The following is a 17,454-nucleotide window of genomic DNA, read 5'->3' as shown; positions in this document are numbered from 1 at the left end:
TGTTTTCCTTTATTGTAGTGCATTTAAATCGCCCGCAAGCAATTTTTTGAAATTTTCCTTTGATGGTAATCCTTTTTTCTTTAGCTCTAACAAGATATATTTTCCATCCGGCATCACAACCGCAGCATCATAAGGAGTAGTAAGGTTCTGTTGCCTCTCCAGGAGCTTTCTGCCATCTTCGTTGTCGATATTAACCTTATACATTTTGGCAGAATATTCTTTTGCTAGCTGATTCATGTCTTCCAATGCTTGATCGTAACCTTCGCCACTTGGGTCTCCGAAAAAAACGACAGACCCTTCCAGCTTCGGCAGTCTCTTGCCGAATTCGTTAACTGTAAGTTCTTCAACGTTGCTAGCACTATTTTTAGCCTGGCACCCACTTGCCAAAAGCACGATTCCTAGAAGTGTTGCAATTAAAATCCACTGTTTTTTCATTTTCGTCCTCCTAAAATGATTTTAACAGCGGAACTTTGAATCAACTGCGTTCTTACCCCAAATGTCGGATCAGCAACTTAAACGTTACAAGATTCCCGTTTAGGTAAACTTAATTATCATTATAAAAAATAATTTGATCGCCCTTTTCTTCTACTCTTTGACCATTCTTCTTGGCGTCTTCCTTCATTTTATCTAAGCCTTTTTCAGTTACAATTTCACTGTTGCCTAATTTGGCGCTTCCATTTCGGCTGATATTAAACACGACAAAACCAACTACACACAAGATCACTGCCACTGCTGCGATTAAAATTCTTTTTTTCATTTTTTTGAACTTTCCCTTGCTTTTTTCATTTGATCTTTGACTTCTTGAGGAATCTCTTGATCCAAAATTTGTTTGAGAGTTGATTTCGGTGGTAAGCCCTTGCCGCCACCGAGTTTGCTAACGGTTCCTTCTTTAACAATCATCACATCGGATGGTCCGTCAAGTGCGTATTTCTTGCGCAGCTCAGCGTTATCTTTGCCCGACACATCAACAGTGTGCAAGTCAACTTTCAATTCTTTGGCAATCGGTTTTAGCTCATCGTAAGCTTTTTTGAACTCATCGTTTTTCGGATCCCCAGCTATGACCAACGCTTTGTCAATTTTTTGTATTTTTTCTTCAAAGTTCGCCGCAGTGATTTCACCCTTAGTTTCAACTTTCGTCTGCGGCTGCTCGCTGGTTTTCTGAGTATTTTGACAACCTGTAAAAAGAAGCGCCGCTCCTGCAATTAATAAAATACTTTTTCTCATTTTCATACCTCTATTCATTCGGCGGAGTTACTTTCACTCTGCCGTTCTTTTCTTCAACTTTGTAACCTTTTTTCTTATACTCTTCGATTTCTTTCTTGGCATCTGCGTCAGAAACCTGCTGAACGTCAACGCTATTTGGCAACTTCTTCATGCCAGATTCATGCCAAAGCCAAATGACCAATACTGATACTGCGAGACAAATCGCTAAAACGATCTTCCAAATTTTTTTTAATTTCATCACTTACCTCCTCTATTAGCTTACTGGCTGCGCCCCCAAATGTAGAAATACTTACTTAAGTGCAGGATTTTCCGCTTTTTGCAAAAAAAAGAAGCGTTTAAGTTTTACCTAAACGTTTCTTTAGTTCCTTCATTTGACGACCGCTGCACTGAACGATCGATCCATTGGTCATGACCACCGTTTCTAATTTCTGAGCAGCTACTTCTTTAAGATTGATCACAATCCCACGATTACAGCTAAAAAAATAATTCGGCAGCTCGCTTTTCACTTTCTTAAGCGTTCCATTACACTCGGTGACCTGATCTTTCGTGGTGATCTGCAGACGGTGATTGCCGACGATCTCTAACATAATTAAATCTTCGACGCTAAGGTAGCGATCCTCGTAATCTGTCTTAAGTTTGATGCGATTAACTTCAGAATTTGTTGTAGTCCGCTCAACAACTGCTCTGAGGGCTGCTAGAATTCGTTCTTTAAACAACTCGAGGTCAGGAGTTTTCATAATGTAATCAAAAGCTCCCAGCTTGTATTCGAAAGTTACCATTCCGAATTCCAGGTGTGATGTAATAAAAATTAGAAAACCGAACGGATCCTTTTCCCTGATTTTCATTGCCAACTTCAAGCCATCATATTCTTCATGGTTAAGATCAATGTCTAGAAAATAGACTGCCATCTCGTTATTTCCTAGATGTTGAACAATTTCATTGGGGTCGGTCGTTGCCAATTCAATGTTAAAAGGATGCTCCGCAAAAAGAATCCCATTTTCCACAATTTTCTTGACCGCTCCCAAGTGCGTGGGCTGGTCGTCACAAATAAAAATTTTCGTCATTAGTTTATTTCCTAATCGTCAATTTCTGGGTGAACAAATAATTTGCCCAAGTGGTTTCTAATTGTAAATGATGATTGTTTTCTACAATTTCTTTCAAATTTTTCAATCCCAAACCGCGATTTTGACCCTTAGTCGAGACTCCAAAGTTTGAAACTTTTTTTAAGCAAGTATTACTAATTATGAAGGTCGTTTTTGCCTCATCGTCGAGCAGGACAATCCGAATCTCGCCTTGCTCTTGCTTCTCGCTTTCTTCAATTGCATTATCTAAAATAATCCCTAAAGCTCTAGCCAAATCAAAGGGATCAACTTTCTGAATTTGAATTGCTTCAAGGCACTCGACAATCACCCGAATTCCCTTTTGCCCCGCTTGAACGATCTTGGTCGAAATTAGGCCTTTAATAATTGGAAGATTGATGTTCTTCAAGTCATCAAGATTGCTCGTTTTAAGCTGAACCGCATTTTGACGCAGCTGATTTTCAGCCAGAAAATCTTTCAGCGCCTCCCGATTGATCTCATCTTCATCAACGAATCCGTTAATTCCCAGCAGCATATTCTTGTAATCGTGTTGAACTTTCTTGATATCGAGCTGCATTTTCTCCAAAGTTCCCACATAGTTTTCCATCATTGACTTCTCCAGCTCCAGCCGTTTATTGCGGCGAGTTTTGCTAACCTCATAACTCACGTACCCCACGACCAAAAGGATAAAAAGCACAAAAACGAGGAATGACTGATTGAACTGCGAAACGTTTTTCGTCTTAAGCGGCGGCATATCTGCTGGTTTACTGCTCGAATTGACCTCAATTGTTCGATCGATTACTTTATTTTGAACGAAAAACACTGGAAATAGTTGTAGAACAACTACTGCCACCAGCAAAATAATTGAAAATAATCTTTTCTTTCTCGTATCAAATAATTCTATTCTTTGGAGTTTCGAGCGCATCAATAAAGTAAGTCCCAGCTGGATTAGCAAGTTTAACGCTGAGGCGTACGAGAAAAAACGAATTGGCAAACTACGAATTACTCCATGAATTAGATTTAAAACAAAAATATTTTCGATGATAAAAAACAAAAGAAGCGGGGTAAATGCTGGATTTCTTTGACCTAAAATCAAATAAAAACCGTAAATAACCACCGCAGCGATTACAAAATATTGATCTTCATTGATCATATATTGATTATGCCCTGGGCGTGAAAAGAACAAAAAAACCAAGCAGGTCAATGCGTTAGCAACGACAATTAAAATTCGTGATTTTCGGTTAAAAACTTGCGTGAAGAATAGAAAAACATTCAATTCAAGCGCAAGAACCAAAATTTCCAGCGCAATAATTTGAATCAGCATCAAAAATTTGTAATCCTTTTTTTATTGTAGTTTACCATATTATCAGCTGACTTGATATTTGCGTGAAAAAATACCGTCAGGAATTCCCCAACGGTATTGTAGTTATGGCGTTTCATTAACAATCGTAAATGTAAGTTCAGATGTATAAATTCCTCTGGCAGGAAAATTGGCTGGATCTGTTTCAAAGATTAACGTAAATGGAATTGTCTCTTCATCTCGATACAAATCAGTTGAAGTTCCGTCGTAAACCTTCTGAACTGCTGAACTAAGCTTAGTGACTTTATTTCGATTGATGACATTGATCGACAACGGATCTCCCGTAACAACTTTGGTCGGATCATCGGTAAGATGGAATGGTTTCGTCATTGCTGCCGATATTTCCCAATTCTTGCCGTTCTTCCCGTTCTTATTGTTTGTCATTTGTAATTCCATCTGCGAACTTTCCTTCTGACCTCTGGTATACGTGCCGAAGTCTGGATTACCCGTAATCGTTAATGATTGCTTCCCTGTCTGATCAAATACATAAGTTCTGCGATCGGTTCTAGTCTTTGAATCAGCAAGAATCTGCGCGGCGGTAATTAAATCACCTTTTGGCTTGTGAGCACTGCCGCCTTCTGATTCTTTTACTTCCCGCCAGTTGGTACTCGTTGGATACCATTTAACTGTCGGATCAGCTTGATCGGTAAATAGCTCTCCTTCGGTCGGTGAATGTAAGCCCGCATCTGCTGATAATTTGGAATTAGGTCCAAGAGTTAACTTCCAAATTTGTTTATTATCACTAAGCATGCCAGTCGTGCTTGCGCTGTTACTAATCTTGAACTTCGACAAATCAATTTCATTTAAGCCTACATTAGCAAAGAATCTCCTGAAGTCGGTTACGTTTGTTGTATCAAAATTTGGACCGAAAATTACGTTTTTAGCTCCACAAAGATTCATAAAACCAACCATGCTTGTTGCCTTGGTCGTATTCAGACTTGATAAATCGAGTGTCTCCATGCGCAAACCTAAACTAAACATCGTATTAAAGTTTTCAACGTTGGAAGTATCCAAATTCTCCAGCCCCTGAATCGATTCTGCATAAAGTAATCCGGAAAACAAGTGACTTAATGATTTCTTAGCAGTTACCCCTGGCTTGATTTTAATTGATTTAATTTTTCTATACTGGTCTTCCCAAGGCCACTGACCATTTGGTGCATCAACTTCTGCGTTTAATTCATGCGGATAAATGGCTAACGCATCACCTTCTATTTGCCACCACAAATTATAATAAAGATAGTCAGTTACCTTGACACCTTCTTGATCTTTAAGTGTCACAATAGCCGTTTGATTTATACTGCCATCAAAATCTGCGGGAAATTTTGCTGACCAATTAAACAAGATCCCTGAGTCCGTAAGCTTCAACCGATTTTGAACCATCGTAGTCGGATTTTGTAAATTCCACGGCTGAGTTTTCATCACTCCATTAGTATCACGATAGGTCAAATAGATATCTAGGTAGTCAGGATCAGTAAGTGTTTCTGCATAAAATGTCGCAGCACCTCCATTATATGGTAAATCCAGTCTAGAAAAAGTTCTTTGCGGGATATGCAATGAAGGCTTAAAAACAAATACTCGATTGTTTACTTTTTCTGATTCGCTAATTTCAGGAGGATTGGTTCCAACTTGCTTAGTCAGTTTTGCGATATTGGGATATCCTAAAGAAAACTGATAACCATTTGTTTGCTGCAGATCATTCTGCCACGTGTCGGCAGTCTCAGGATTAAGAGGACCATTGATCTCATACGTGTAAGTGTGTCCGTAGAAGCTTGCAGAACTGAGACTCGCAGCCTTAGCTGCAATTAGTAAATGATTATTAGAATCCACTGTCACTGAGAACTTCCCAGTAGCATCGGTCCCCTGTTCATCAGTAATGGAAATCGTACTGGCATCAACTTTCCAAGCAGAAGAAAGATCGTCATCAATCTGATACTTCGATAGATAATCGCTCGAACTGCTTGGAGTCGCAACTTTGTTTTTGATTGTATAAAGAGAGCGGACTTTACGTGGCTCGATAACTGAATTACCGAAGGGTTGTAGAGAACCAAGTGGCTGAATGACTGGATTAGCGAAAGGTTGCGGAGAATCAAGCGGCACCAGTAAAGGACTTAAAGGATTTTGATTAATCGCCGTTTCATAGTTCCCGACTTTTTCAAAATCTGACCCTTGCTGTTTGCCGAACTTAACCAAAGAATTCGGCATAAAACCATGTAATAAACGTTGACCATTATTACCTCCTAAGTCATCACTAACCCATAGATTAACTTCCAAAACATCTCCCGGAATCTCATAAATACCAGTTAATTGACTTTGTTGAGGATTCCCTACATATGCACCAATTGGTACTGATAAATTCAGATCAGAATTCGCCATAGAATCATCGTTTTGAAGAACTGTATCACTACGCGTATAAATTTTAGTAAATCCAAGTGGATTAGATTCTATCCAATGAATATTTGCACTATGTCCCATAACCAAACCGCCAAAAGTAAGGTGCCCGGTTTTGGGAATTCCCCTAAATGTAAGTTTAACCATTGCTCCAGCACTATAAGCCGTACTAGTATGGCAATAAACTGAACCATAAGGTCCCACTACGATCCAATCTGTCATATCGGGTGCCACAACCTCAGCTGTTACATTTTCATGAGATAAGTGTCCTGCACCATCATCAAACGAAACATCATAGGTAAATACAGCCTTCATGCCTCCCGTATTTCCCAACTCTGGAATTGATTCATGCGAGTTTTGATCACGCTCCATCATATAGTACGATGGTCCCATGGGATTCATCGGATTCCCCGGATACGTCGGATCTGAAGGATTTGATGTACCATTATCTATATTAGCGCTGAGATCATATGTATATGGTTTAATCGCACAATTTATCGTATCACTGACAGTTGGGTTTATCTCCATATATTGTGTATCATATAAATTAATAAACTTAATCGGATTAAATTTATACTTATCCGATATCAAAGTTGTTAGATCTGTACTTACATTAGGAAATGTTGGTAATGGACCTTGAGTCGCATTGACTGACTCGCTCTTAAGTACCAGCCCCAACAAAATCAAAATCATTACCTGAAAAGCTCTTTTAAGGCAATTTAATAAATGCCCTCCCCCTCCTGAAAACGTTTACACTAATACTACTCGCTAATCTCCCTCTCATCATATCCTCCCTAGATTATAATTTGAAATGTTTATAAAGATTATATCAAAATTACTCTTTAAAACAAAATCAATTTTAGACTGGCAAGAAAATTACTTTTTTCAAGCGAGGGCCAGGATTGCTTTCAATCTTAAATTATATGAAATATGGATATTATCAGCTGACTTGATATTTGTGTCAAAAAACCGTCGGGAATTTCTCCAAAGCGCACGCCAAATCAAAAGGTACCACATTTGAAATCTTGACCTCTTCACACTCCTAAAAGTATGATACCGTACTAGCCTACTTAATGATTAAAACATTTTTTGTGAATTCTTCTAAAACTCTGAAAAAACGTGTATCAAAAAAATAAAATTCAAAAAGTTGTTACTATTCTTTTTTAATATTTCTATTTATCTATGATTTTAATGTCCTGCCAATAATATAATAAAGCTAAATCTATTATATCCAAAATACCCGACACTCCATTTGAATAGGTATTATCCAATTTTCCATTTTTGTAATTGAACATCATGGGAAAAGTTGACCTAAAGTAAATTTGATCAATTACCGTAAATAATTGATCAAAAACTTTTAATTTATATGTTTTTTTCCATATTTGATATCGCTCGCAATAAGACATAGTGTCTCTCCAGACAATCCATTTAAAATTCCTCCAACTTTCGAAAAGGGATGTGAAATATATTTATAAAAATTATATTTTTCTAAATATGTTGAATCAAATTTTCCGTTTTCTAATGCGACCAATAAAAAACCTGCGACTCCGTCATAAACATACGGAGATATTATTGTCGAAGAATAATTAACCTTTAAAGTATAAAACCCTTCGATTTAATTATCCTTTTATTTAATTCTTTTTTAATTAAATTAAATAGTTTTATTGATTTTAATTCGTCCATACCTTTTGTTTTAGAAAAAATCATTAACAGCAATCCTGATAACCCTGACAACCCCGTAGGTAATTTCTCAATTTTGATTTGTTCAATTTTCTCTGCTCAATGGTTCTAATATCGATATATCAGTATTAAATATCTTTACATTAGATTCCTCTATAATTTTCGTTAGAATATCAAAACATGTAGGTGTCTTTGTGTTTGTTCTTTTTTTATTTAAAAAAATATCGATATAATTTTGGAGGCCTTTTTTAATTTCCTTTACTTCATCAATATTTTTAATATTGATAAGTCTCTGTAAATAAATTAGATATCTGGGCGAGAGATGCTTTTTAAGCGTCCATCTCCAAAAGTTTGAAAAAATCATCTGCTGATCACTTGTTTTACAAAAAAAACATGTTTTGATTTGCAAATAAAAAAGAAAAAACAAAGAAAATCCTCTGATAATCTCTAATATAGTTTGAATTTTTTTTCATATTATTTATCCAAAAACCAATAGTTTTATTATAAGAGATTTGCCCCTTCGGATGTAACGAGTCCAGATCAATTAAATACGTTTTTTTTCCATCCCAAACTATATTATTGGCAGAAATATCAATATTTTCAAATCCAAATCCATGAATAATAGAAACCTGATCAATAAGTGAAATTACAATATTCAGAATTTCTTTTAAATTATTTATTGAATTTCCTAATAACATGGGTGATTTCTTTCCGGATAAACTACTTAACTTTGGAAAATCAACATATTCATAAATATAAAAAATTGAAAATACTTCTTCTATTTTTTCAATCGATTTAGGTACAAAACCACTATTGCCATCATATAACTGTTTTGTAGCTTAAAACTCATTATTTATAAATTTGGTCTTCAAAACACTTCTGTTAACTAATATATTTTTTCTTGCTTCTTTTATAACAACAGGAATATTATCATGAATTCTTTTGCCAAAATATACATTACCCCATTAAATTTTTTTAAGATATTTTCTATTTTATACTTTTCCCTTACAACACTTCCGGTAATACGTTGTTCTTTAGGAAATGGACCATAAACCCATGAGGGTATAACATAAAAAGGTCTCCTATCATCCTTAAATGATAAATCTTCAGGACCTTTAATTTCAAAGTTTGATATATCTTCAACAAAATGTCGACCATATCTAAAAAAAAATTTTAGATAATTTATAAAGACGATCAGTTAAAACTTCAGAACCTTCATAATTTATAAGCTTTTTAGATAACTTCTCCATAACACTGTTGGCTTAACTAATTGAATTTGGATATATAGTTATTAATTTTCCAGAAGATCCCATGCTACAATCTGAACTTACAAAAGATAGGGCCAATTTCCTATTTTTAACAAATTTAAAATTAATATTCTCTGATATTAATAATTCTGACGTTATGTCAAGAACCTCAACATAATCTTCAATTTTAGGAGATACATGTATTTTCCAAAAATCCTTGAGACAAATTCGATTATGAAAAAGAACATCATTAAAGGAACGATCATCAATGACACTAAACTCTCCTTTAACTTTAATATCATAAGATCCATCGAAAACATTTATACATTTCATGATTCAAAAAATCCTTTCATCATTTTCTTTTTTTGAAAATTGAATATCTTTAATTAAAATTTTATATTTTTTTTAAAAAAAATAAACAGTTTTTTTGATTCCTAATTTGAAAAAAATTGACATTGATTTTTTTTTGAGTTATAAACTACTTAGGAGATTACTCGCGAGATAAAAAATCTTCAAATATAAAAAAGGAGAAAGCTAATGTCAGAAGAATCATTAAATTCGCTTCCTACGAACGAATATGAAGTATCCCAAGATCCTAAGAACAATGTATCTCAGGACAGTGTCGTGTGTAACGAAACATTTAGTTGTATGTATTAAGACGGAATTTAGAAAATAATTTTGACATAACAAAGAAAGAGATTAAGAGAATGTCAATAAAAGAGTTCATACAAAGAAATCCTGTCAGAATTTTTAATATTTTTTTTCTTTCTATTATTGGAGCATTAGGAACGACTGGTGGGAGTTACATATTAACTTTTGCAATTAATTATCTCAAAAAAGGTTATTTTAAGTCTTTTGTTTTTATTAGTATAGAATTTATATTAGCTATGTTTTTGGGATATTTATGTTCGATATTTAGCAAATATTTGTTTGCAAAACAGACACAAGTTTATTTGCATTCAATCCGTTCTGAAGTAATTAGGTGTAACTATGAAAGCTATTTCCCTAGCCCTGTTTATAAAATTCAAAATAAACTAACGAATGATCTTAATATTTTATCTAATGACTTTTTAAGTAGCGTTTTATCTATTTTTAATCAGATATTATCAATTTTATTTTCGTGTGTTGCTTTAGTTAGTATGCACTGGACTTTATTGTTATTAGTATTTGTCTTAGTTACTATTATGATTTCCATTCCAAAACTATTATCTAAACCCCTCCAGGAAGCAACATTAAAAGTATCAGAAAATACTAAAAGCTACCTAAATGGTATGGAAAAATGGCTGGGAGGAATTTCTGAAATCAAAAGATACAAAAGTTTTAGTAAATTGGATCGTGTTTTGGATACATCCTCTCTAGATTTAGAAAAAAGTTCAATGCATCGATATAACATCCAGTATTCTTTAAATTTGATTAATTTGGTTTTCAGCATTTTTTCTCAAGGTTCTGTTTTAATTTTATCTGGAATTTTAATTTTAAATGGAATAGTCAGTTTTGGAGTTATATTTACGGCATCTCAATTTGCAAGTTTTATTTTTAGTGGCGTTGGAGAAATTTCAAATTCATATGGATCAATTATTTCAACAAAATCTTTAAACAGTGAATTACAAACTTATATGAACCGACCAAAATGCGGGAATTTAATTCGAACAAATTCTGATGATATTTATGAAATTATTACAGAAGATTTATCTATAGAATATAAAAATGGCGAAAAACTTTTTTTCCCGGATATACATATTTCAGCAGGAGAAAAAATTCTTTTAACGGGCGATAGTGGATCTGGTAAGTCCACTTTGCTTAAATTACTACTTGGAGATTTAAAACCAACTCAGGGAAACATAATTTTCAAAGATAATCACAATAAGATAATTATTCCTGATTATAGTGAAATCGGTTATATTCCTCAAAGAGCTACAATTTTTCCTGCTTCTATTGAGGATAATATTACTATGTTTAACATCAATTTAAGAAAAGATCTTTCCAACACAATTGATTTAGTTGATTTAAACAATGATATTTCCTACTTTCCCAAAGGTATTGACACAAAACTTGATTTAGATAATCCAAACTACTCTGGGGGACAACAACAGAAAATAATATTAGCTCGAGCACTCATTCATAAAAAAAATATATTATTTATCGATGAAGGAACTTCAGCAATAGATACTGAAAGTACATTTAAAATCCTAAAGAATCTAATGAAATGTTCAGCAACAGTGATATTTATAGCTCATAATTTCAATTATGATACAAAAAATCTTTTTCAAAGATGTATCAACATAACAAAAAGAATATTATAACATTTACAAATAAATATAATTAGCGTTTTTTAAAAAAGTTGAATACAAAAGTTTTTTTAAAAATTAATATTATGAGGCTTTTTGCAAAAATTTTATCTAAGATTCGACATCTTTAGAATAAAACGTTTTATTCTAAACGTTAATTGTTCAAGATGGATAATTATTATATCTTGGTATTATTTCCTAATATTTAACTGAATTTCATCCAAAGTACTCACATAACTTTCAATCATCAGCTTTTCTTTCGTGATTCTTTGTAGTTTACGATTTTTGCGGATTTCGTAGAGCACATAACTTAAAGCCAACAGGAAAAACAAAAAGCTCAAATTATACTGAGTAAATTGGTGCATGATTTCATGGAACGATAAGATAAGCTCTGTTGCTCTTCGTTAATTGAAAAATCAAAATCCTCGCTAAGATCACTTTTTTTACTCAAAAGATAGATTTGATTTTTAAAATTAAATCCGATTTAATATTTAAAAAATATTTATACCATAAAAACAGAAATATAAAACCAGTCTAGTGGTAACTGGGCACGAAAAATAGCAAGCTGATTGTCAAAATCATGGCTGCTGAAAGGGTCGTCAATAAAAGAAAAATATTCATCTGGAAAGAAAAATGATTTACACTTTAACCCTGACCCCCCACCCGATAGACTTATTTATTGAAACATCTTACCTTATGCCATTAATTGTCAATCGGTCGAGGAAGGCAGAAATTCAGGATAACTAGAAAGGAGTCAATGTCTCATTAGTTTTAAAAATGTCGGGTTTTGACAATCAGGCGCTTGGAATCGGTGCTGGATTTACACTTAATTACATCCTTGAATATTTAAAAATCCAAGAAATCGACACTGATTTTCTACTTATAACCGGTATTAATCGCATCAATGTTTTTACTAACGTCCTTAATCCGCCTCGGAATTTACGTAGGTAACCGCGGACCAACCATCAATCAGTCTATTATTGATCAACTGTTTGCCACCCTCAGCCGCACAGTTGTTTTCGGGATTTCAACGGCATTTAAAGCGGTATTAACTGACTTTTCTTATGTTAAAGAATTAAATAAAGATTACTGAGCTAAATGATTAATCGCATACCGAATTTCTTCAGGAGTAAAGCCGCGAGCGTCCAATTGCTCACGAAGATCTCCATCTGATATATCCGAGTCTTCACGGTAAGTTTTAGCCTTTGCGAGTGCATTACTATTGTAGTCAACCTCAAGATGAGCGACTGCGTATTGCGCATTCTCGGCCGTAAACTCTTCACCGAAATTACCAGCCAATTTGTCGTAAATTCCTTTTTTCGACAACGGCTCCTCCTCCAAGAATGATTTTGCCCTGAATAGAGCATTTTCGTTATAGTTGACCTCAAGATGTTTAACTGCGTATTTAGCATTTTTGACCGAAAAACTTCCATCGAGTTTATCAATAAGTTGCTTGTAAATCTTATTTTTCGACAAATGATCCGTCTCTGAGTATGACTTTCCTATTAATAAAGCGTTTTCGTTATAGTCGACTTTTAAATGCTCGACCGCATAATTCGCCTGAGCTGCGGTGAACTTGTCTGTGATCAGATAATCATAAATCTTATTTTTCGATAAATGCTCCTTGTTTGAATAATCCTTTGCTCGAGCTAAGGCGTTTGTGTTGAAATCAATCTTTAAGTGCTTGATCACTGCTTGTGCGGTCTCTGGCGAGAAATTGTCTCCGTATTCGTAAGTTAATTTCTCATAAATTTGCGTCTCAGACAAATATAAGACCCCAGAGTAGATCTTAGCTTCCTTCAAAGCTTCTTGGTTAATGGGCGTCGGCTTTTTCTTTTTTGGCTTCAAATGAGTGGCGTGAGGGTGCGGTGCAGGCTCACTCAGAACTGCGTTTATACTAACTATTAGAAGCGCAACTATGACAAACCAAAATTTCCAATTTTGATCGAATCGCTTATTTTTTTGCATTATTCTTGCCTTTATGATGTTTTTTCTTCATTATATATTAAAACGCAAAAAAGAAAGGCGCATCTTTTGAAAATTAAACTCAACTTATGGATCAGCACTTTTATTATTTCACCGCTTGTGATTGGCGTTGTAGGTCTAATAGTAAGAATGCCAACAGTGGGCATTGTGATCTCATTAGCTAATTCTTGTTATCGATATTTCTATAGTAAAAAGCATCATGATTTACGTCAACAATTCATTGTTCAGTTTATATTTTTGAGTGTACATATGATCTTATATTTCTTAGTAATAACTGGTAATAACTTTAAGTATATTCAACTCCCAGGTTGGTACTGGATTGTCCTTCTGCCGTATGGATTTCTTGGAATTTTTTTAATTTATAATGGAGCAGGTGCAATCCCGGTCTTAATTTTTATCACATTTATTTCAAGTTTATTGGGTATCGGGTTTTACTGGTGGAAAACTCAACGACGGCTCCCACGTTTAACGCCTAAAATCATCGCTCCAATTTTATTAGTGGCGAGTTTAGCGATAATCCCATTTTTCTTAAATTCAAAGCATAACGAGTTATTTGTCGGCTCAGATTATCACGATACATCCAAAGATGAGATTGATTATCACGAACCTAAGGGTAGTTTAAACGACGAAAATTATGCAGCGAGCGCTGAGTTAGCTCAGATTCCGAAATCCTCAAACCTCCAAATTACCAGCGACTATCCGCAAATTACTGGGGCTGCTGAATTTTCGCCCTTGGCGGTTGGACTGATCGAGCTGGGTTACGAAGGAATTGCCCCCACTAAAGCGCAAGAATCGTGGCAAGTTGATACGACAGATGGAGCCTTCAAGAAACTGTTGAAGCAAAAAACCGATCTCGTCTTAATGCCTAAACCCACTCCCGCCCAGGAGCAGGCAGCCAAAAAAGCCGGTTTGAAGCTAAATAAAGTCCCAATTGCCAAAGAAGCGCTGGTCTTTCTCGTAAATCACAACAACACAATTATGAGCTTGACTCCTAATCAGATGCGAAAAATATACCAAGGAAAATTCATGCGTTGGCAACAAGTCTGCGATGAAAAAGGATTAATTCAAGCATTTCAAAACGATCCTGCTTCTAACAGTCAAATAGTAATGAAAGAACTAGTGATGAAGGGCAAGTCGTTGCGTGATCCTTTACAATATCAAGGAACTTTCGGGATTCAGACTTATGTCAAACGTGCCAACTATGACAACAATCGAAAAGCCTTGGGTTACGCGACTCGGATTGATGCTACCAAAATCAATTCCGATTCTGAGACCAAAATTTTAGACGTCAACGAAATTGCCCCGACTGCCGAAAATATTAAATCAAACAAATATCCGTTCGTGATCCCAATTTATGCAGTAACTCGCAGTGACGGCAAAGAAAATCCTCAAAAAATCGTTCAGTGGTTATTAAGTCCCGCTGGTCAGAAAATGCTCAATGACACTGGATACGTCGGTGTAAAATAATTATTTTTCCCGGTTGAGCTTTGAAATTTCAGCATGAAGTTGCTGGTTCTCCCGCTCGATTTCGTCCAGCTTGCGCAGAATAATTTCGGTATTGTTATCCTCTTTATTCTGAGTAAAGAAAGTTGTAATCGCACTAGTGATTGAGCCAATTAACCCGATTCCAACAAACATCAGCATGATGGCGGCGAACCGACCGACCGGCGTTTGCGGCGAAATATCCCCGTAGCCGACCGTCGTGGCAGTTGCAATCGCCCACCAAAATGCGTTCTCAAGCGAAACATTTTCAGCAAGCGAATAAAGAACCGATGAAATAATCAAAATAATCCCGCATATGATAATCAAATAAATGAGTCCGTTAGTTTTTAAGAAGCGCTTTGCCGACTCTTGCAATTTGCCAGTCAAGCCAACTAATCTGATAAATCGCAGGGCTTTGGTCAGGCGTGCCAAGCGAAAAAGTCTCGTCAGGCGAAAAACTGAAAAAAGCGAGTTAAAGGGAATAATCGCCAAAAGGTCAAAGATGTTACTCTTAAAAAATTGCCACTTGTTTTTTGATAGCAGCAATCGCGCAAAATAATCGATCGCAAAAACGATTAAGATTCCACTGTCTAGATAAGAATACGGGCTAATTTCAATATTAATTAGCGACGCATAATCCATAATAACTAAGACGATCGATACGATTGCCAAAAGTGCCATCAAAATAGTATAAAGCTTAGAAAGTTGCTTTTTGCCGTTTTCAGTCATAATATTCCCCCATCAATGCTTCTATTATACACTTGCATAATTTGTTTTTTAGCTTCAAGATTAACTAATAAAGGGGGAAACCGATGAACATTAACCACTTAAACTATTTCGTGGAGATCGCTAAGAACCATAGTTTTTCGCAAACTGCGGCCAACAACAATATTTCGCAAACCGCCGTTAGCCAACAAATCGCCAACTTAGAACGTGAATTAAACACCAAACTTTTTGATCGCTCAATTTTGCCGATTCAGTTGACTCCCGCGGGTAAAATAGTTTACGAGCGAGCGCTGATTATTCTCAACCAAGTCCAAATGATCAAAAGCGATTTACAAAACATCGAACAACCAAAAGTTATTCGCTTAGCTTACCCCGAGGGATTTGGTGAACCACTTGAGAAATTTGTGCTTCCTTTTGTTCAAAAAAATGAGCCGCCTGAATGTGTTTTGGTAAAAACCGATCTGGACGAAATCCAAAACAGCCTTCTCCAACATTTAGTAGATGTCGCAATCTGCTTTGATTCGGAAATTACAGCTACCACCGAAATCGAAACGCTCACAATTATGCACGGAAATTTCGAATTAATCGTCGGTCCCGAACATGAATTGTATCAAAAACAGGAGATTCGACTGGCAGATCTCGCAAGGCAAAATATCATCGGAATTACAAGCAAAACAAATTCCAACACTACCAAGTTAATGTTTGAACACGCAAAGCAAGACGGATTTCCGCTCCAAATCTCAACGACTGTTAAAGACACCGAAACTGCCCTAATTCTCGTCAAGCTGAACCAAGGCGTGACTTTCATGCCCGATTATTACCCACTAACTAACGAATTTTCCAAGCTTCATCGGCTTAAAATTATTAACACCCACCATCAATTCAACATTTGTCTCGCCTGGAAAAAGCAAAACCTCGCAGCACGTTCTTTTGTCGAAGATATAACCAAATCCTAATACCCGTCAACAAAACGATGTTGGATCGAACATCTTAATTGAGCTAAAATGAACGCAAAAAATAAGGAGTCAAATAATGGATCAATTAATTGTCACAGGTGTTGATGGTAATTTTGGCGGACAAGCTGCCAAATATATTCAAAACCTTGTTTCAAAAGACCGCTTAATTTTCTGCGGGTATAACCAGGAAGTTTTAAACAAATTCGAAAGCGAAGGCTTTAAAACTTATCAAACTAATTTCAATCACCCCGAAGGGTTAGCAGATATTTTCCCTGCCAATTCACGTTTACTGCTTATTTCGATGCCCTTCGTTGGCGCTAAACGACAAGCGGCACACAAAAATGTCGTTGATGCTGCCAAAGAAGCGGGTGTGAAACAAATCGTTTACACTTCGTTAGTTAACGCTGACGACCCAACAAACCCAAGTGTTGAAAAAAAAGATCACATTTTCACAGAAGACTACATTAAAGCAAGTGGGCTTGATTATGTTTTTCTGCGCAACTCGCAGTACGCTGAGGCGATGATTACAAGTTATTTTGCCGCTGAACAAACAGGTTGCGTGCTCAAAAATTCGCAAGGCGACGGACTAATGGCATATATTTCAAGGCGTGATTGTGCCAAAGCGGCGGCATACGCCTTGAGTAACGAAGATTTGCATCACAAGGCGCTGAACATCAATGGCGCCGAAGCGATGACTTTAACTAAATTTGTAGAAATTGGCAACGAAGTTACTGGCAAGAACTTCAAGTATGAAGCTATTACTGACGAAGAGAACTACCAAATTTTCGACGCAATGGGCGTTCCGCGGACGACAGACGGCGATTTCAAAAAAGATTCAACGGCGCCATTTTCTTCCGACGGAATGGTAACTTTTGCTCAAGCCATCCGGGAAGACAAGATGAGTATCTGGACTGATGACTTCAAGAAATTGACCGGTGACGAGCCGCTAACGGTTAAATACATGTTCGAACATGCAGACGATTTTCAAATTGGCGCTCGCCACTCGCAAGACGATTAAGGTACACCAAAAAAGGTGTG

The 17,454-nt window shown here is 35.9% G+C and carries 16 protein-coding genes; 5 read left to right on the top strand and 11 right to left on the bottom strand.

What is annotated here, in order from left to right:
• Positions 1-9: 9 nt before the first annotated feature.
• The 9 genes from R8495_RS01475 to R8495_RS11220 form a co-directional block, all read right to left on the bottom strand.
• Positions 10-435 carry a hypothetical protein gene (locus R8495_RS01475; protein WP_317635796.1) on the bottom strand — a complete coding sequence of 142 codons (426 nt, stop codon included), beginning with the start codon at positions 433-435 and terminating at the stop codon, positions 10-12.
• Positions 436-544: 109 nt separating this feature from the next.
• A complete protein-coding gene (locus R8495_RS01470; RefSeq protein WP_317635795.1) occupies positions 545-757 on the bottom strand; it encodes a hypothetical protein in 213 nt (70 codons plus the stop codon).
• Positions 754-1,224, bottom strand: a complete 471-nt coding sequence (locus R8495_RS01465; RefSeq protein WP_317635794.1) for a hypothetical protein — start codon at positions 1,222-1,224, stop codon at positions 754-756. Before R8495_RS01465 ends, R8495_RS01470 begins: the two co-directional genes overlap by 4 nt.
• Positions 1,225-1,234: 10 nt before the next feature.
• Complete coding sequence (locus tag R8495_RS01460) at positions 1,235-1,462, bottom strand: hypothetical protein (RefSeq protein WP_317635793.1); 228 nt, start codon at positions 1,460-1,462, stop codon at positions 1,235-1,237.
• A 97-nt stretch (positions 1,463-1,559) separates the two neighbouring features.
• Positions 1,560-2,288: a LytR/AlgR family response regulator transcription factor gene (locus R8495_RS01455; RefSeq protein ID WP_317635792.1), complete on the bottom strand. Its 729-nt coding sequence runs from the start codon at positions 2,286-2,288 to the stop codon at positions 1,560-1,562.
• A 4-nt stretch (positions 2,289-2,292) separates the two neighbouring features.
• Positions 2,293-3,627, bottom strand: coding sequence for a sensor histidine kinase (locus R8495_RS01450; protein ID WP_317636646.1), 1,335 nt, complete (start codon positions 3,625-3,627; stop codon positions 2,293-2,295).
• 102 nt (positions 3,628-3,729) lie between these two features.
• On the bottom strand, positions 3,730-6,744 hold the full coding sequence (locus tag R8495_RS01445) for a BspA family leucine-rich repeat surface protein (RefSeq protein ID WP_317635791.1): 3,015 nt from the start codon (positions 6,742-6,744) through the stop codon (positions 3,730-3,732).
• Between the two features lie 1,367 nt (positions 6,745-8,111).
• Positions 8,112-8,429, bottom strand: coding sequence for a hypothetical protein (locus R8495_RS01440; protein ID WP_317635790.1), 318 nt, complete (start codon positions 8,427-8,429; stop codon positions 8,112-8,114).
• A gap of 564 nt (positions 8,430-8,993) precedes the next feature.
• A complete protein-coding gene (locus tag R8495_RS11220; protein ID WP_486684820.1) occupies positions 8,994-9,311 on the bottom strand; it encodes a class III lanthionine synthetase LanKC N-terminal domain-containing protein in 318 nt (105 codons plus the stop codon).
• Between the two features lie 374 nt (positions 9,312-9,685).
• On the opposite strand from R8495_RS11220, the gene R8495_RS01435 reads away from it, so the two are divergent.
• Together R8495_RS01435 and R8495_RS01430 are read left to right on the top strand one after the other, a co-directional pair.
• Positions 9,686-11,281 carry an ATP-binding cassette domain-containing protein gene (locus tag R8495_RS01435; RefSeq protein ID WP_317635789.1) on the top strand — a complete coding sequence of 532 codons (1,596 nt, stop codon included), beginning with the start codon at positions 9,686-9,688 and terminating at the stop codon, positions 11,279-11,281.
• A gap of 889 nt (positions 11,282-12,170) precedes the next feature.
• Positions 12,171-12,359, top strand: a complete 189-nt coding sequence (locus R8495_RS01430) for a hypothetical protein (RefSeq protein ID WP_317635788.1) — start codon at positions 12,171-12,173, stop codon at positions 12,357-12,359.
• Here R8495_RS01430 and R8495_RS01425 read toward each other — a convergent pair.
• On the bottom strand, positions 12,353-13,234 hold the full coding sequence (locus R8495_RS01425) for an Ltp family lipoprotein (protein ID WP_317635787.1): 882 nt from the start codon (positions 13,232-13,234) through the stop codon (positions 12,353-12,355). The genes R8495_RS01430 and R8495_RS01425 overlap by 7 nt on opposite strands.
• 66 nt (positions 13,235-13,300) lie before the next feature.
• Here R8495_RS01425 and R8495_RS01420 point away from each other — a divergent pair, with 66 nt between their 5' ends.
• Positions 13,301-14,719, top strand: a complete 1,419-nt coding sequence (locus R8495_RS01420; protein WP_317635786.1) for a PstS family phosphate ABC transporter substrate-binding protein — start codon at positions 13,301-13,303, stop codon at positions 14,717-14,719.
• Here R8495_RS01420 and R8495_RS01415 read toward each other — a convergent pair whose 3' ends face one another.
• Positions 14,720-15,463 carry a potassium channel family protein gene (locus R8495_RS01415; protein ID WP_317635785.1) on the bottom strand — a complete coding sequence of 248 codons (744 nt, stop codon included), beginning with the start codon at positions 15,461-15,463 and terminating at the stop codon, positions 14,720-14,722.
• An 83-nt stretch (positions 15,464-15,546) separates the two neighbouring features.
• Between R8495_RS01415 and R8495_RS01410 the strand changes: the two genes are divergently transcribed.
• Positions 15,547-16,416, top strand: a complete 870-nt coding sequence (locus R8495_RS01410; RefSeq protein ID WP_317635784.1) for a LysR family transcriptional regulator — start codon at positions 15,547-15,549, stop codon at positions 16,414-16,416.
• A 76-nt stretch (positions 16,417-16,492) separates the two neighbouring features.
• Positions 16,493-17,434, top strand: coding sequence for an NmrA family NAD(P)-binding protein (locus R8495_RS01405; protein ID WP_317635783.1), 942 nt, complete (start codon positions 16,493-16,495; stop codon positions 17,432-17,434).
• The last annotated feature ends 20 nt before the right edge of the window (positions 17,435-17,454 follow it).

Origin of the sequence: Xylocopilactobacillus apicola, assembly GCF_033095985.1 — a bacterium.
In the GTDB taxonomy this organism is placed as follows: Bacteria; Bacillota; Bacilli; order Lactobacillales; family Lactobacillaceae; genus Xylocopilactobacillus; species Xylocopilactobacillus apicola.
The sequence above is the reverse complement of the archived record's forward strand: the minus strand, read 5'-3'. Positions and strand labels throughout refer to the sequence as shown.

Excerpts from the sequence above, each read along its gene's own strand:
- R8495_RS01465 (WP_317635794.1), bottom strand. The coding sequence starts at position 1,224 with ATGAGAAAAAGTATTTTATTAATTGCAGGAGCGGCGCTTCTTTTTACA.
- R8495_RS01415 (WP_317635785.1), bottom strand. The coding sequence starts at position 15,463 with ATGACTGAAAACGGCAAAAAGCAACTTTCTAAGCTTTATACTATTTTG.
- R8495_RS01435 (WP_317635789.1), top strand. The coding sequence starts at position 9,686 with ATGTCAATAAAAGAGTTCATACAAAGAAATCCTGTCAGAATTTTTAAT.
- R8495_RS01445 (WP_317635791.1), bottom strand. The coding sequence starts at position 6,744 with ATGATTTTGATTTTGTTGGGGCTGGTACTTAAGAGCGAGTCAGTCAAT.
- R8495_RS01440 (WP_317635790.1), bottom strand. The coding sequence starts at position 8,429 with ATGTTATTAGGAAATTCAATAAATAATTTAAAAGAAATTCTGAATATT.
- R8495_RS01470 (WP_317635795.1), bottom strand. The coding sequence starts at position 757 with ATGAAAAAAAGAATTTTAATCGCAGCAGTGGCAGTGATCTTGTGTGTA.
- R8495_RS01410 (WP_317635784.1), top strand. The coding sequence starts at position 15,547 with ATGAACATTAACCACTTAAACTATTTCGTGGAGATCGCTAAGAACCAT.
- R8495_RS01475 (WP_317635796.1), bottom strand. The coding sequence starts at position 435 with ATGAAAAAACAGTGGATTTTAATTGCAACACTTCTAGGAATCGTGCTT.
- R8495_RS01460 (WP_317635793.1), bottom strand. The coding sequence starts at position 1,462 with ATGAAATTAAAAAAAATTTGGAAGATCGTTTTAGCGATTTGTCTCGCA.
- R8495_RS01450 (WP_317636646.1), bottom strand. The coding sequence starts at position 3,627 with ATGCTGATTCAAATTATTGCGCTGGAAATTTTGGTTCTTGCGCTTGAA.
- R8495_RS01430 (WP_317635788.1), top strand. The coding sequence starts at position 12,171 with ATGTTTTTACTAACGTCCTTAATCCGCCTCGGAATTTACGTAGGTAAC.
- R8495_RS01425 (WP_317635787.1), bottom strand. The coding sequence starts at position 13,234 with ATGCAAAAAAATAAGCGATTCGATCAAAATTGGAAATTTTGGTTTGTC.
- R8495_RS01405 (WP_317635783.1), top strand. The coding sequence starts at position 16,493 with ATGGATCAATTAATTGTCACAGGTGTTGATGGTAATTTTGGCGGACAA.
- R8495_RS01455 (WP_317635792.1), bottom strand. The coding sequence starts at position 2,288 with ATGACGAAAATTTTTATTTGTGACGACCAGCCCACGCACTTGGGAGCG.
- R8495_RS11220 (WP_486684820.1), bottom strand. The coding sequence starts at position 9,311 with ATGAAATGTATAAATGTTTTCGATGGATCTTATGATATTAAAGTTAAA.